At 74.4% G+C, this 14,081-nt stretch carries 14 protein-coding genes; 5 read left to right on the top strand and 9 right to left on the bottom strand.

Annotated elements, in window-relative coordinates; genetic code table 11:
- Window positions 1–47: 47 nt before the first annotated feature.
- The 5 genes from AC1C2W_RS04425 to AC1C2W_RS04405 all read right to left on the bottom strand — a co-directional run bounded on the left by AC1C2W_RS04425 (window position 48) and on the right by AC1C2W_RS04405 (window position 4,843).
- Window positions 48–989 carry a type II secretion system F family protein gene (locus AC1C2W_RS04425; RefSeq protein WP_495412492.1) on the bottom strand — a complete coding sequence of 314 codons (942 nt, stop codon included), beginning with the start codon at window positions 987–989 and terminating at the stop codon, window positions 48–50.
- On the bottom strand, window positions 986–1,843 hold the full coding sequence (locus tag AC1C2W_RS04420; RefSeq protein WP_495412491.1) for a type II secretion system F family protein: 858 nt from the start codon (window positions 1,841–1,843) through the stop codon (window positions 986–988). The genes AC1C2W_RS04425 and AC1C2W_RS04420 overlap by 4 nt, the downstream gene beginning before the upstream one ends.
- Window positions 1,843–3,105: a TadA family conjugal transfer-associated ATPase gene (locus AC1C2W_RS04415; protein WP_495387596.1), complete on the bottom strand. Its 1,263-nt coding sequence runs from the start codon at window positions 3,103–3,105 to the stop codon at window positions 1,843–1,845. Before AC1C2W_RS04415 ends, AC1C2W_RS04420 begins: the two co-directional genes overlap by 1 nt.
- Before the next feature lie 122 nt (window positions 3,106–3,227).
- A complete protein-coding gene (locus AC1C2W_RS04410) occupies window positions 3,228–4,154 on the bottom strand; it encodes an alpha/beta fold hydrolase (RefSeq protein WP_495412490.1) in 927 nt (308 codons plus the stop codon).
- Window positions 4,151–4,843, bottom strand: a complete 693-nt coding sequence (locus AC1C2W_RS04405) for a TetR/AcrR family transcriptional regulator (protein WP_495387598.1) — start codon at window positions 4,841–4,843, stop codon at window positions 4,151–4,153. Before AC1C2W_RS04405 ends, AC1C2W_RS04410 begins: the two co-directional genes overlap by 4 nt.
- Window positions 4,844–4,946: 103 nt before the next feature.
- Between AC1C2W_RS04405 and AC1C2W_RS04400 the strand changes: the two genes are divergently transcribed.
- The gene (locus AC1C2W_RS04400) at window positions 4,947–6,185 is read left to right on the top strand and encodes a pyridoxal phosphate-dependent aminotransferase (protein WP_495412489.1); all 1,239 of its coding nucleotides are present in this window, start codon (window positions 4,947–4,949) and stop codon (window positions 6,183–6,185) included.
- A gap of 27 nt (window positions 6,186–6,212) precedes the next feature.
- Here AC1C2W_RS04400 and AC1C2W_RS04395 read toward each other — a convergent pair whose 3' ends face one another.
- Window positions 6,213–6,836 carry a LysE/ArgO family amino acid transporter gene (locus AC1C2W_RS04395; RefSeq protein ID WP_495387600.1) on the bottom strand — a complete coding sequence of 208 codons (624 nt, stop codon included), beginning with the start codon at window positions 6,834–6,836 and terminating at the stop codon, window positions 6,213–6,215.
- 85 nt (window positions 6,837–6,921) lie between these two features.
- On the opposite strand from AC1C2W_RS04395, the gene AC1C2W_RS04390 reads away from it, so the two are divergent.
- Window positions 6,922–7,884 (top strand): LysR family transcriptional regulator ArgP, encoded by a 963-nt coding sequence (locus AC1C2W_RS04390; RefSeq protein WP_495412488.1) that lies wholly within the window; start codon window positions 6,922–6,924, stop codon window positions 7,882–7,884.
- Between the two features lie 69 nt (window positions 7,885–7,953).
- On the opposite strand, the gene AC1C2W_RS04385 is transcribed toward AC1C2W_RS04390, so the two are convergent.
- Entirely contained in the window at window positions 7,954–9,186 is a 1,233-nt protein-coding gene (locus tag AC1C2W_RS04385) for an LCP family protein (protein WP_495412487.1), read from the bottom strand.
- A gap of 119 nt (window positions 9,187–9,305) precedes the next feature.
- Here AC1C2W_RS04385 and AC1C2W_RS04380 point away from each other — a divergent pair, with 119 nt between their 5' ends.
- Together AC1C2W_RS04380 and AC1C2W_RS04375 are read left to right on the top strand one after the other, a co-directional pair.
- Complete coding sequence (locus AC1C2W_RS04380; protein ID WP_495387603.1) at window positions 9,306–9,686, top strand: PadR family transcriptional regulator; 381 nt, start codon at window positions 9,306–9,308, stop codon at window positions 9,684–9,686.
- Complete coding sequence (locus AC1C2W_RS04375) at window positions 9,686–11,047, top strand: permease prefix domain 1-containing protein (RefSeq protein WP_495412644.1); 1,362 nt, start codon at window positions 9,686–9,688, stop codon at window positions 11,045–11,047. The genes AC1C2W_RS04380 and AC1C2W_RS04375 overlap by 1 nt, the downstream gene beginning before the upstream one ends.
- A gap of 10 nt (window positions 11,048–11,057) precedes the next feature.
- Here the strand turns inward: AC1C2W_RS04375 and AC1C2W_RS04370 are convergent, their stop codons facing one another.
- Window positions 11,058–12,287, bottom strand: a complete 1,230-nt coding sequence (locus AC1C2W_RS04370; RefSeq protein ID WP_495412486.1) for a multidrug effflux MFS transporter — start codon at window positions 12,285–12,287, stop codon at window positions 11,058–11,060.
- A gap of 92 nt (window positions 12,288–12,379) precedes the next feature.
- Between AC1C2W_RS04370 and AC1C2W_RS04365 the strand changes: the two genes are divergently transcribed.
- Window positions 12,380–13,168 carry an SOS response-associated peptidase gene (locus tag AC1C2W_RS04365; RefSeq protein WP_495412485.1) on the top strand — a complete coding sequence of 263 codons (789 nt, stop codon included), beginning with the start codon at window positions 12,380–12,382 and terminating at the stop codon, window positions 13,166–13,168.
- 21 nt (window positions 13,169–13,189) lie between these two features.
- Here the strand turns inward: AC1C2W_RS04365 and AC1C2W_RS04360 are convergent, their stop codons facing one another.
- Complete coding sequence (locus tag AC1C2W_RS04360) at window positions 13,190–13,945, bottom strand: SDR family NAD(P)-dependent oxidoreductase (RefSeq protein WP_495412484.1); 756 nt, start codon at window positions 13,943–13,945, stop codon at window positions 13,190–13,192.
- Between the last annotated feature and the right edge of the window lie 136 nt (window positions 13,946–14,081).

Genomic DNA, 14,081 nt, shown 5'->3' with positions numbered 1-14,081 from the left:
GGGTGGTGCCGCGCCTGCGCGGCGGGATCGGGGTCACGACGCACGGCTCACAGGCCGATCTTGAGCGTGGCGAGGGACGGGAAGATGGCGAACACGACGGTGATCGGCAGGATCAGGAAGACGACCGGGACGAGCATCGCGACCTCCTTCTTCCCGCCAGCCTCCATGAGCGCGCGGCGGCCGGACTCGCGGACGTCCTGCGCCTGGGCGCGCAGCACGTCGGCGAGCGGGGTGCCGCGCTCGAGCGCGACGGCGACGCCCTCGGCGAAGCGTGTGAGCGAAGGCAGGCCGGTGCGGTCGGCCATCGAGGTCAGGGCGGCCGCGATCGGCGCGCCGGCGCGTACGTCGGCGAGCATGGCGCCGATCTCGCCGGAGAGCTCGCCCCGGGCCGTGGACGCCACCCGTTCGAGCGCGGGCACCGGCCCCTCGCCTGCGGTGACAGCCAGGGCGAGCAGCTCGGCGATCGTCGGGAACTCGGCCAGCATCAGCTCCTCGCGGCGCCGCACGGCCCGGCTCAACCACTGGTCGCACAGGACGAACCCCGTCGCCCCGCACAGCAGGACGAGGGCCGCCAACGGCACCGGCGACGACCCGCGCGTCGCGGCGAGCAGGAGCGCGAGCACCAGCCCGGCCGCGAGGCCCAGCGCGGCGGAGACCACCTGGCGCGCGCGAAACGCCTCGACGCTCTCCGACCAACCCGCCCGGTCCAGGCGGCGGCGCACGTCGGCGCGCGTGGAGCCAAGCCGCTCGAACCAGTGCGCGGCGTCCGCGATCCACGGGGCGAGCAGGCGTTCGAGCACCGGGAACGGGGTGTGCGTGGCTTGGTCGCGCAGCAGGCCGGAGGTGGCGTCGCGGGGGCGCAGGGCCGGGGCGAGCCGCTCGTCGAGCGTCATGCGGCGCGCGCGGACGCGGGAGACCACCAGCAGCAGGCCGAGGCCCCCGAGGAGCCCGATCAGGGCGCCGGGCGCGGAGATCCAGTCGCCGCTCACCGCAGCACCCGCCCTTCCTCCGGCAGCCGGCCGATGCGGCGCATCAGCCAGTACGCGACCAGGGACGTCGCGCCGCCCGCCGCGAGCACGCCCACCCCGGCCGGCGAGTTGTACGCCTGCGCCGTCTCGGGCCGCGTCGCGAGGAACGCCAGGACCACCCACGGCCCCGCGGCCGCCAGGCGGGCGCCGTTGACCGTCCAGGACTGGCGTGCCTCGAGCTCGCCGCGGGTGCGGGTGTCCTCGCGCAGGAAGGACGACAGCGTGCGCAGCAGCCGGCCGAGGTCGGTGCCGCCCACCTCCCGCGTGAGCCGCAACGCCTCGATGATCCGGTCGGCCACCGGGTCCGCGAGGCGGGCCTTGAGCAGGTCGAGGCACTCGCCGAAGCGGCCCGTGGCCCGGTAGTCCGCCGCGAAGCGCGCGAAGGGCTCGCGCAGCTCGGCCGGCCCCCGCTCGCTCAGCTGCGCCACGGCCTCGGGCAGGGACAGGCCGGCCCGCACCCCCGAGGCGAGGTGGTCGACGACCTCCGGCCAGACGTCCCGCAGGTCCCGACGCCGCCTGCGCGCCCGCACCCGCACGAGGGTCTCCGGGGCGACGGCCGCCATCAGGGCGAAGCAGGCGGCGATCGCCGGCGAACGCGTCAGCGCCAGACCGGCGAGCAGGATGAGGACCCCGGTCGTCGCGCTCAGCCACCACAGGGCAGCCGGTGTCACCGACGGCGCGCCCGCCTGGACGAGCAGGTCCTGCACGGCGGCGCTGCGCCCGTCCCGGCGCACCGGCCGCGACGCCGGTTCCCAGAAGGACAGCCACACGCACACCTGGCCCGCGCCGAGGAGCAGGCCGACCACGACCCCCATCAGCGACTCCCGGCCAACATGGACCGCACGTCGATCCCCACCCGCGCGAAGCGCTCCTCGCCCGGCGGGAACCCGTCCCCGCGCACGAGGTCCCCGCCCTGCTCGGCGGGGAGCCGGTGGAAGATGCCTGCCGTCTCGACCCGGTCGGCCTCGACCCGACCGGTCACGGCGACGACCTCGCGCACCTGCCGGGCGCCGTCCGACGACACGTCCAGGTGCACCACCAGGTCGATCGCCGACGCGACGGTCGGCACGACGAAGCGGTCGGACACGTTCTCCCCCGCGAGCAGCGGCAGCGTGCACATCTTCGTGACCGCCTCGCGGGCCGAGTTGGCGTGCACCGTGCACATCCCGGGAATACCCGCGTTGAGGGCAACGAGCATGTCGAAGCTCTCGGCCTCCCGCACCTCGCCGATGACGATGCGGTCGGGGCGCATCCGCAGGGCCTCCTTGACCAGGCGGCGCAGCGGGATCTCTCCGGTGCCCTCGAGGCTGGGCTGCCGGCACTGCATGGCGACGTGGTCGCGGGCGGCGAACCGCACCTCGAAGACCTCCTCGCACGAGACCACCCGCTGCCCCGCGGGGATCGAGCCGGCGAGCGCGTTGAGCATGGTGGTCTTACCGGCCTGCGTGGCCCCCGAGACGAGCACGTTCAGCCCGGCCCGGACGGCGGCGTCGAGGAATGCGGCGGCGTGCGGGGTGAGCGAACCGAGGCGCACCAGGTGGTCGAGGTGGTCGGCCCGCACCAGGTGCTTGCGGATGTTCACCGCCATGTGCTCGCGGGTGACGTCCGGGATCACCACGTGCAGGCGCTCCCCGCCGGGCAACGACGCGTCGACGAACGGGCTGCTCAGGTCCAGGCGGCGACCGCTCGCCTTGAGCATCCGCTCCACGAGGTCGCGCACCTGGGCGGCGGTGAGGATCGTCGTCGTGAGCTCCGGGACACCGCGCCGGGCGACGAACACCTTGGCCGGGGTGTTGATCCAGACCTCCTCGACCTCGGGGTCGTCGAGGTACTTCTGCAGCGGGCCGAGCCCGCCGAGGGCGTCGACGACGGCGCGGACGGCGTCGTGCGGGTCGACCAGCGGAGGGACCAGGCCGCGCGTGGCGCGCTCGGTGTAGTCGGCAGCGGCCTCCGCGACGAGCCGTTCGAGCCCCGCCCGGTCGCGGACGGGGTCGATGGCGCGGCGGCGCACCAGCTCGCGCACCTCGTGCTCGAGGATGGCGGGTGCGGCGGTCGGCGCCACCGTGTCGATCGACACTGATCTGTTCCCTCTCGTGGTGCCGCGACGGTGCGGCGGCGGCAAGGCGGCACCAATATAAGGGTCCCGGGCAATGGCGCGGCGCCGACCTGTGGACAACCCTGTCCGGCGCCCCGGGAGCGTTACCGGATCGCGTGCGCGAGGAACTCCCTGACCAGCCGAGTCGTCTCCTCGGGTCGGTCGTAGGTCACGATGTGGCTGGCGTCTCGCATCGTGAACAGCCGGGCGCCGGGCGCTGCCGCGGCGGCGGCCGCGAGCTCCTGGTGCCCCACGAGCGGGTCGGCGTCGCCGCGCACCCACAGGCTCGGCACGCGCAGTCCCGGCAGCTCGGGGATGCGGTCCACGGCCATGGAGAACGGCCCGTAGGCGCGGGCCATCCAGTCGTCGAGGGCGGGCTCGCCGTGCGCGGCCTTCGCCCGCGCCTCCTCGACCGCCAGCGCGACGATCTCCTCGAAGCCGTCGGTGCCCTCCCCCGCGGTGAGGTTGTCGACCATCGACCGACGCACCAGCGCGGGGCGCCGGGCCAGGTACCGGCTGGTGAGCCGCATCAGGCCGGGCGTGCGCAGCGCCAGCCAGGTGAGGAGCTGCGCCTTGCGCCGCGCGCCGATCCCGCCGGGCCCGATCGCCACGAGGGCGTCGACGCGCTCCGGGTGGTCCAGGGCGTACCCGACGGCGACGCCGGCCCCCAGCGAGAGTCCGACGAGCGACGCGTGCTCCAGGCCGAGCGCGTCGAGCAGGTCGCCGAGGAAGCGGCGGTAGAAGGTGTCGTCGAGGAGCCCCGGCCACGGGCGGCTCCCGCCGTGACGGGGCAGGTCGACCAGGTGCACGCGGTGGTCGACGGCGAGCCGCGGCGCCACCGCCCGCCACACGCCCCGTGCGGTGTCCAGCATCCCGCCGTGCAGCAGCAGCACCGGCGGGCCGGTGTCGCCCGCGCGGTACGCCCGCACGGGGCCGCCGGAGACGGTGAGGTCGGACCACCGGGCGAAGACGTCGGCGACGTCGCCGGCGGGGTCGGCGGTGGTCTCGGTGGGGTCAGCCATGTCGGTCATGCGGGATCCTCCGCTTGGTCGAGCTGGTGGTCGAGGCGGGCGAGCAGGTCCAGCTGCGCCGCGCGGGCGGCGGCGGTGTCGGCGGGCCGGCCGGTTGCGAGCCCGTGGCCGACGAGGTCGGCGAACAGCGCGACGGCGTCGCGCAGCTGCGCGTCCGTCGTGGCGCCGAGGGTGCCCGGGGCGTGCACGAGCCCGACGGTGAAGACGGCGAGCACGCGCACGACGGTCTCGCGCGGCACCGCGGCGTCGAGGACCCCGGCGTCCTGCAGCCGCGCGACGTACGCCGTCAGCCAGTCGAACCGGTCCCGGTAGCGGCCCTCGCCGGACGCGGCAACCTCCCGGACGTGCTCGCCCAGCACGGCGTCGTCGCCCAGCCAGAGCGCGCGCATCAGCGGGTCGGCCAGCAGCGCCTCGACGCCGAACCGGTAGACGGACGGCAGGTCGACCAGGCCGGGGGCGTCGAGCACCCGTCGATGCACCTCGGCGGTGAGCGCGCGGGTGCTGCGCCGCAGCACGGCGTCGAGGATCGCCGCCTTGCCGGGCAGCTCCAGGTAGACCGCACCCTTGCCGATCCCGGCCCGCGCGGCGACGTCCGCGACCGTGGTGCGCTGCCAGCCGTGCTCGAGGATCAGCGCGCGGGCGGCGTCGAGGATGCGGGCCCGGCGGTCCGGGACGAGCGGGCGGGGCACGGAGGACTCCTTAGTGACCAGATTGATATATCTGGTCACTACCATAGCCGGACGCCCCTACCGCATCCACCCCGTGCGGTTATCGTCGATGACCATGCCGACCATGCCGACCATGCCGACAGCGCCGCTCACTCCCCCGCCCGGCCGCTGGCACGACGTCGCCCGCGCGACGGGCCTGCTCTCGCCCGACGGCGCCGTCGCGCAGACGATCTTCGCGGAGATGACGGCGCTCGCCGCGCGCACCGGCGCGATCAACCTCGGCCAGGGCTTCCCCGACGTCGACGGCCCCGCGTACATCAAACAGGCGGCCAAGGACGCCATCGACGCGGGCCGCAACCAGTACTCGCCGGGCGACGGCGTGCCCGAGCTGCGCCGCGCGATCGCCGACCACCAGCGCCGCCACTACGGCCTCGACGTCGACCCGGACACCGAGGTGCTGGTCACCACCGGCGCCACGGAGGCACTGGCCGCGTCGATCCTCGCCCTCGCCGGCCCGGGCGACGAGGTGGTCACCCTCGAGCCGTACTACGACTCGCACGCCGCGAGCATCGCGCTGGCCGGCGCCACGCACGTGCCCGTGCCGCTCACCGCCGAGGGCCTGCGGCTCGACGCCGCCGCGCTGCGTGCCGCGGTCGGACCGCGCACGCGGCTCATCGTGGTCAACACCCCGCACAACCCCACCGGCACGGTGCTCACGCGGGCCGAGCTGGAGCAGGTCGCCGCCGTCGCGCGCGATGCCGGCGCCGTGGTGCTCACCGACGAGGTCTACGAGCACCTCGTCTTCGACGACGCCGTGCACGTGCCGATCGCCACGCTGCCCGGCATGGCCGAGCGCACCCTCACCGCCTCCTCCAGCGGCAAGACGTTCAGCCTCACGGGCTGGAAGGTCGGCTGGGTGCACGGCCCCGCCGAGCTGATCACGGCGGTGCGGACGGTCAAGCAGTTCCTCACCTACACGTCGGGCGCGCCGTTCCAGCCCGCCATCGCCCTGGCGCTCGCGGACGACGACGCCCCGCGCGCGCTCGCGGCCTCGCTCGCCGCGCGCCGCGACCTGCTGTGCGACGGGCTGACCGCCGCGGGCTTCGACGTCATCGTCCCCCAGGGCACGTACTTCGTGGTGGCCGACGGCGGCCCGCTCGGCTTCCCCGACGGACACGACCTGTGCCGCCGGCTGCCGGAGCTCGCCGGCGTCGTGGGCGTGCCGGTCTCCGCGTTCTGCCGCGCCGGCTCGGCCACGGCCGACGCGCTCGCCTCCCGCGTCCGGTTCACGTTCGTCAAGCGCGAGGACGTGCTGCGCGACGCGGTCGAGCGGCTCCACCGGCTCTCCCCCGCCGCTGGTTGAGCCTGTCGACACCGGGTTTCGACGGGCTCAACCGACGGGCGCCAGGAGGGTGACCGCGACGACGACCATGATCGCCGCGACGATGCCGTCCACGACGCGCCACGCACCCGGCCGCGCGAGCACCGGTGCCAGCAGGCGGGCCCCGTAGCCGAGGCCGACGAACCACAGCACGCTCGAGACGACTGCGCCGGCGGTGAACATCCAGCGCAGGTCGCCGTGCGAGGCCGCGAGCGAGCCCTGCAGCACGATCGTGTCCAGGTACACGTGCGGGTTGAGCCAGGTGAGCGCGAGGGCGGTGAGCAGCACGGGCCGCAGCCGGCGCCCGGCGTCGGGCGCGGCCCCGGACGACGCGGCCTCCAGGCCGGCCTCCTCCCCGCGCCACGCCCGCCGCGCCGCGAGCGCCCCGTACCCGAGCACGACGGCGGCGCCCAGCCAGCGGGCGGCCTCGACGACGGCCGGGTGGCTCACGACGAGGGCGCCGAGCCCCGCGGTGCCCGCGGTGTACAGCAGCACGTCGGATGCCGCACACACCGCGACGACCACGCCCACGTGCTCGCGTCGCACGCCCTGGCGCAGCACGAACGCGTTCTGCGCGCCGATGGCGACGATGAGGGAGAGGCCGAAGCCGAGGCCGGCGAGGACGGTGAGCACGCGTCGACGGTAGGCGGGGCGGGCAGATGAAGTCCATCTACTGTTTCTTCATCTGATGAAGCCTCGCTTCATCTAGGGTGGCGGGATGAGATGGGATTCCCGACAGCTCGAGGCCCTGGCCGCCGTCGTCACGGAGGGGTCGTTCGAGGCCGCGGCCCACGCCCTGCACGTCACGCCGTCCGCGGTGAGCCAGCGGGTGCGCGCCCTGGAGAACGCGGCGGGGTCCGTGCTGGTGCGCCGCACCCGCCCCGTCGCGCCGACCGAGCCGGGCCGCACCCTGCTGCGCCTCGCCCGCCAGGTCGAGCTGCTCGGCGCGGAGGCCTCCCGCGAGCTCGGCCCGCAGGCTGAGGCCTCGGGTGGCGACGACGCCCCGCCCCCACGCCCGGTGACCGTGCCGCTCGCCGTCAACGCCGACTCGCTGGCCACCTGGGTGATGCCCGCGCTCGCGCGGGTGGAGGACGTGTCCTTCGACCTCTACCGCGAGGACCAGGACCGCACCGTGGACCTGCTGCCCGCCGGCGTCGTCATGGCCGCCATCACGTCCCAGCGCGAACCGGTGCAGGGGTGCACGTCGGTGCCGCTCGGCATCACCCGGTACCGCCCCGCCGCCGCCCGGCCCGTCGTCGACCGGTGGTTCCCCGACGGCCCCACGCTCGAGGCCCTCGACCGCGCCCCGATGATCGTGTTCAACCGCGCCGACGACCTGCAGGACCTCTGGCTGCGCGAGCGCGCCGCCACCGCCGGCGCCGCCGTCCCGGACCCGCCGCGGCACCACGTGCCGAGCACGTCCGAGTACCTCGACGCGATCCGGCGCGGCCTCGGTTGGGGCATGTGGGGCCCGCTGCCCGGCCCGGACGCGCGGTTCCCGCTGCTCGGCGACACGCTGGAGGTCCGGGCCGGCGGGCGCGGCGGCGTGCGGCTGCTCGACGCCGACGCCGTCGTGGACGTCCCGATCTACCTGCAGCAGTGGAAGCTGCGCTCGTCCGTGCTGGACCGGGTATCGCAGGCCCTGCGCACCGAGGCCCGCCGCGCGCTCCCGCAGGCCTGACCCCGTCGTCGCCGGTCGAGCCTGTCGAGACCCCCGTGGTTTCGACAGGCTCAACCAGCGAAAAGCGCGTCAGGCGCAGACGCCGGGCAGCAGCGTCGGGCTGGGCGACGGGTCTGAGGACGGCGTGTCGGCCCCCCCGTCGTCCCCCGCGTCGGGCGAGGGGACCTCGTCCTCGACGGCGGTGGCGTCGGTCGGCTTCGTCGTGCCGCCAGCCGTCGGCTCCGGGCTGCCCGGCGGCGCGTCGTCGGCGATGATCCGCTCCCAGACCGCCTCGGCCTCCGCGGTCCACTCCACCCGGTTGGGGTCGCTCGGCGCGTTCACCACCGGCACGGAGGTGAACACGATCTGCGCCGGGTCGAGGTCGCGGATGCTCCAGGCGAGGCCCGCGAACGCCGTGGGGCTCGCGAGCTGGGGGCTGGTGGAGATCGCGCCGAGGATCTCCCGCACCATCCGGTACAGGCGGGGCGAGTCGGTGATGACGTTCTGCGACAGCACCTCGCGCATCGTCGCGTCGAAGAACGCCTGCTGGCGCTCGATCCGCTTGAGGTCGCTGCCGATCTCCAGGCCCATGCCCTCGCCCTTGCGGGCCCGCAGGAAGTTGATGGCGGTGTAGCCGTCGAGCTTCTGCTCGCCCTTCGGCAGGTCGAGGTCGACGCGCTCGCCCCTGACCGGCTCGGGCAGGCACATGGTGACGCCGCCGATGGCGTCGACGACGCCGATCACGCCCGTCATCTCGACGACGACGTGGTCGGTGACCGGCACCCCGGTGAGCTCCTCCACCGTGTGGATGGTGCAGGCCGCGGCCCCGGTGACGTCCTTGTCGGGCCCGCCGCCGAGCGTGAACGACGTGTTGAACATCGCGTTCGACTGCGACGCGGTCTCGCCCCCGCCGGGCAGCGGGCACGACGGGATGTCCACGAGGGAGTCGCGCGGGATCGAGACGGCCTCGATGCGGCTGCGGTCGCCCGAGATGTGCACCAGCAGCGTCGTGTCGGAGTGGAACTCGTCGCCGGCGCCCGCGATCTCGGCGTTGGCCTCGTCGCGGAAGTCGGTCCCCATGACCAGGATGTTCAGCGCCTTGCCGGCGAACGGGTCGTCCGGGTCCTCCGCCACCGCGGGCCGGTTCCCGTCGTCGCCCAGCAGGGCGTCGACGTCCGACACGCCGATCTGGGAGCGCAGGTCGAGGAACGTCGCGACCGCGGCCGCCGCGCCGAACGCCAGCACCGCAGTGACGACGAGGGCGATCGAGCGGACGACGCGATGCGAGGCGATGCTCGGCGCGTGCCGGGGCTGGGTCCGCACAGCGCGAGCATAGGCCGTGAGCAGCGCGTTCGCGCGAGAAGTGCCGGTCTCTCCGCTTCACGACACACCTAGATCTGCTAGGTTTGACACCCCTAGCAGATCTAGACATGGGGTGGGTCGTGCACATCGACAAAGACCTCGTCGCGGCCTCCGCGACCCCGCTGGTCCTCGGGATCCTCGCCGACGGCGAGTCGTACGGCTACGCGATCGGCAAGCGGGTGAACGAGCTCTCGGGCGGCCGCATGGAATGGACCGACGGGATGCTCTACCCCCTCCTGCACCGCCTCGAGCGGCTCGGCCTCGTCGTCGCGTCGTGGGGCACGTCCCAGGCGGGCCGCCGACGCAAGCACTACGCGATCACGGCTGCGGGTCGTGACGCGCTGGCCGAGCGCCAGCAGCAGTGGTCCGTCGTCGCCGAGGTCCTGCAGCAGGTATGGAAGGCCGCGCAGGCGCCGCCCGCCGGGCCGGTTCTCGGGACGACGGCGGAGGGGTGGGCGTGATGCGCGACCACGAGCAGGAGCACGCGCAGCTCGAGGCGCAGATCGACCAGTGGCGCTCCTACGTGCAGCGCAGCCGGGCCATCTCGGCCGCCGACGTGGACGAGATGGAGGACCACCTGCGGGGCCAGGTCGCCGACCTGACGGCGACCGGGCTCGACGACGACGAGGCGTTCCTCGTTGCCGTCCGCCGGATGGGCAACCTCGACGCCGTCTCGCGCGAGTTCGCCCGCGAGCACTCCGAGCGGCTCTGGAAGCAGCTCGTGCTCGTGCCGGACGGCCCCGCCGAGGAGCACGCGCCGGCGTGGCGCGAGCTCGCCGTCGTCCTCGCGCTCGCCGTCGGCGCCGGGATCGCCGCCAAGGTCGGGCTCGCCGCGTTCCACGACGACACCGTGCTGCTCCGGAACGTTCCCCTCCTGACCGCGCCGTTCCTGGCCGGCTACTTCGCGTGGAAGCGGCGGCTCACCTGGCGGGCGGTCGGGGCGCTTCTGATCCCGTTCGCCCTCCTCGCCGTCGTGCTCAACGTGTACCCGTACGACCCGGCGGGCTCCACGGTGCTGCTCGCCGCCCTGCACGCGCCGGTCGTGCTGTGGGCCCTGGTCGGCGTCGCGTACGTCGGCGGCCGGTGGCGCGCCGAGGAGCCCCGCATGGACTTCGCCCGCTTCACGGGCGAGCTCGCCGTCTACGTCACCCTGCTCGCGCTCGGCGGCGGCGTGCTCGTCGGCCTCACCGCCGCGACTCTCGGCCTCGTCGGCGTCGACATCGAGCCGGCGCTGGAGCAGTGGATCCTGCCGTTCGGGGTGCCCGGCGCGGTCGTGGTGGGCGCCTGGCTCGTCGAGGCCAAGCAGGACGTGGTGGAGAACATCGCCCCGGTGCTCACCCGCGTCTTCACGCCCCTGACCACCGTGATGCTGCTGGTGACGCTGGTCGTGCTGGTCGGCGCGGGGGACCTCGCCGCCGCGGACCGCGACCTGCTCATCCTCATGGACGCGATCCTCGTGCTGGTCCTGTGCCTGCTGCTGTACTCCATCTCGGCGCGCGACTCGCTCGCCCGGGCGGGCTGGTTCGACGGCCTGCAGCTGCTGCTCGTCGCGGCCGCCCTCGCCGTCGACGCGGTCGCGCTGACGGCGATGCTCACCCGCATCGCGGAGTTCGGGTTCAGCCCCAACAAGGTCGCGGCCCTCGGCCTCAACCTCCTGCTGCTGGTGCACCTAGCGCGCTCGGGATGGCTCCAGCTCGCCTTCCTGCGCGACCGGGCGCCGTTCGGCGCGCTCGGCCGCTGGCAGACGCAGTTCCTGCCGGTCTACGCGGTGTGGGCCGCGGTGGTGGTCGTGGCCTTCGGGCCGCTGTTCGGCTTCGCCTGACGGCGACCGCTCACGCCAGCTTGACCCAGCCGTCGCGGCGGTAGGCCGGGGTGGCGAACCCCAGCACGGCCAGCGCGCCTGCCAGCGCGGCGAGCATCACCCACGACATCGCGACGACGTTGCCGCCCAGGACGCCGACCAGCGGCGAGACGAGCCCCGCGACGCCGGACTGCACGGCGCCGATGACGGCCGCCGCCGACCCGGCGCGCTCGCCGTGCCGCGACAGCGCGATCGCCGACGCGTTGGCGGGGATCAGTCCCTGGAAGGCGAGCACCAACCACAGCACAGCGAGCAGGCCGATCAGCCCCCCGGCCCCGGTGAGCGCCACGGCCAGCAGGCCGATCGCGACGACCCCCTGGATCGCGAGCGCGGCGCGCAGCAGGCGGATCGGGGCGACGCGGCGCACCAGCGCCGCGTTCACCTGCGCGGACAGGACCAGGCCCAGCCCGTTGGCGGCGAACAGCAGGGAGAACTGCCCGTGCGTCAGCCCGTAGCCCTGCTGGAAGATGAACGGCGAGCCGACGACGTAGCTCATGAGGACGGCCTGGCCCAGCCCGGGGATGACCGCGAGCGCCATGAACTGCTTGTCCTTGATCAGCGTGCGGTAGCCGGCGAAGATGCTGCGCACGCCGCCGCCCTGCCGGCGCTCGACGGGGAGCGTCTCGGGCATGAAGCGCGAGACGACGAATGCCATCGCGACGCCCGCGAGGGCGAGGAAGCCGAAGACCCAGCGCCAGCCGGCGGCCGCCGCGACCGCGGAGCCGAAGGTGGGCGCGAGCATCGGCGCGACGCCGATGACGAGCATGAGGCGCGACAGGATGCGCGCGGCCTCGGCCCCGACGAAGCGGTCGCGCACGACCGCCATGGCCGCGACGCCGCACGCGGCGTTGAAGAAACCCTGCAGCAGGCGCAGCACGATGAGGATCGTCATGTTCGGCGCGATGGCGCACAGCAGCGAGGTCACGACGTGCAGGGCCAGCCCCCACATGAGCGGCGCCCGCCGCCCGAAGCGGTCGGAGAGCGGCCCGATCGTGAGCTGACCCAGGGCGCCGCCGACGAGCATCACGGACACCGAGAGCTGCGCGAAGGACGCGGTGGAACCCAGGTCCACCGCCACCTCGGGCAGCGACGGCAGGTACATGTCGACGGTGAACGCCGGGAGCGCGGCGAGCGCCCCGAGCATGAGCACCCAGCGGTACGGCGAGCGGGCGCGCGGGGACGTCGCGGGTTCAGCGGGCATGGCCGCCATCCTATCGAATCGATACGACGCCGCCCAGGGAGTTGGCCGCCCAAGGCCCCGCGACTGTCGGTGGGATGCGTCACGATGGACCCATGTGCGGCCGCTACGCGTCCTTCCGTGACGCCCAGGACATCGCCGACGACCTCGCCGTCGCCGAGATCGCCGAGGACGCACGCGTCCTGCCCGCCTCGTGGAACGTGGCCCCGACGGACCCGGTGCGGATCGTCGTCGAACGCCCGAAGCGTCTCGAGGGCGGCAGTACCGGCGAGATCACGCGCACGCTGCAGGTCGCGCGCTGGGGCCTCGTCCCGTCGTGGGCGAAGGACCCATCGGTGGGCGCGCGCATGATCAACGCCCGCACCGAGACGCTGCTCGACAAGTCGACGTTCGCCAAGCCCCTCGCGGCGCGGCGCTGCCTGCTGCCCGCGGACGGCTACTACGAGTGGCGCAAGCTGGACCTGCCCGACGGCGCCCCTACCCGCGCCAAGGTCCCGAAGCAGCCCTACTGGATCCACCCGGACGACGGCGGCCTCGCGGCCCTCGCGGGCCTCTACGAGTTCTGGCGCGACCGGTCCAAGGCCGATGACGACCCCGACCGCTGGCTCGTCTCGACGACCGTCATCACCACGGCCGCGTCGTCCGACCTCGAGCGCATCCACGACCGCATGCCCGTGGTGCTCCCGCGCGCGTCGTGGGACGCGTGGCTCGACCCGGCGGTCGGCGCCGAGCAGGCGATGGGCATCGTCACCGGCCCGCAGGTCGGCATGGCCACCCGCCCCATCGGCGACGCCGTGGGGTCGGTGCAGAACAACCGCCCCTCGCTGCTCGACCCCGACCCCGACCCGCGGGACCCCGACGTGGTCACCACGGGCCGTGGCTGAGGCGTCGCACACCCGACGGCGTCACGCGCCCCCGGAGACCGAGACGGCCTGGCCCGTGATCCCCGTGTTGGCGGCCGAGCCCAGGTAGACGATCGAGTTCGCGACCTCCCGCGCGTCGAGCAGACGGCCGAGCGGGGCGCGCGCGGCCTGGGCGTCGCCGAACGCCTCGACGATCCCGCCGTTGCGCACCGTGCGCGTCAGCCCCGGAAGCACGACGTTCGACAGGATGTCGCCGTCCCTGCCCAGCGAGGACGCGATGGTGCGGCTGAAGCCGTGCAGCGCGGACTTGGCGGTCGCGTAGTACTCGGTGCCCTCGGCGCCGTCGTTCACGAGGCTCGACGACAGGTGCACGAGGCGACCCCACCGCTGCGTGCGCATCGTCGGCGCGACGGCGCGCGTGAGCCGCACCGCGCCCTCGATGTCGGAGCGCAGCGTCGGCACCCAGGCGTCGTCCGGCGCGTGCTCGAAACCTGCCGCGGCCTCCGGCGCGGTCCCGCCCCACGACACGGCGTTGTTGACCAGCACGTCCACGCGCCCCGTCCATGCCAGGGCCGCGTCGCGCAGCCCCTCGGCCGCGCCCTCCTCGTCCTGGTCGTAGCGGACGACGAGCGCCCGGTCGCCGATCTCCTCGGCGACGCGCGCCGCGTCGTCCTTCGACTCGCGGTACGTGACGACGACGTGCGCGCCCTCGGCGCCGAACGTCGCGGCGACGTGCCGCCCGATCCCTCCCGACGCCCCCGTGACGACGACGGTGCGTCCCTGCAGTCCCAGGTCCATGGCGGTTCTCCTCGTGTGCGAGCCGGTGGTGCGGCGCCCGGTCGGCGTCCGACGTCGACCACCGTCGCCCGTGCGCCGCGCAGTGGGGAGGCCGCGCCGAGACTGGCCGTGGCAGGGCCACCCTCGCGCCGGGAGG

This window comes from Isoptericola sp. Y581, assembly GCF_059445475.1.
Note: the sequence above shows the minus strand (reverse complement) of the source record. Positions and strands in the feature narration are given on the sequence as shown.

Coding starts and splice junctions, on each gene's coding strand:
- AC1C2W_RS04420 (WP_495412491.1), bottom strand. CDS start 1,843: ATGGGGGTCGTGGTCGGCCTGCTCCTCGGCGCGGGCCAGGTGTGCGTG.
- AC1C2W_RS04410 (WP_495412490.1), bottom strand. CDS start 4,154: ATGACCGACATGGCTGACCCCACCGAGACCACCGCCGACCCCGCCGGC.
- AC1C2W_RS04400 (WP_495412489.1), top strand. CDS start 4,947: ATGCCGACCATGCCGACAGCGCCGCTCACTCCCCCGCCCGGCCGCTGG.
- AC1C2W_RS04390 (WP_495412488.1), top strand. CDS start 6,922: ATGAGATGGGATTCCCGACAGCTCGAGGCCCTGGCCGCCGTCGTCACG.
- AC1C2W_RS04375 (WP_495412644.1), top strand. CDS start 9,686: ATGCGCGACCACGAGCAGGAGCACGCGCAGCTCGAGGCGCAGATCGAC.
- AC1C2W_RS04370 (WP_495412486.1), bottom strand. CDS start 12,287: ATGCCCGCTGAACCCGCGACGTCCCCGCGCGCCCGCTCGCCGTACCGC.
- AC1C2W_RS04365 (WP_495412485.1), top strand. CDS start 12,380: ATGTGCGGCCGCTACGCGTCCTTCCGTGACGCCCAGGACATCGCCGAC.
- AC1C2W_RS04360 (WP_495412484.1), bottom strand. CDS start 13,945: ATGGACCTGGGACTGCAGGGACGCACCGTCGTCGTCACGGGGGCGTCG.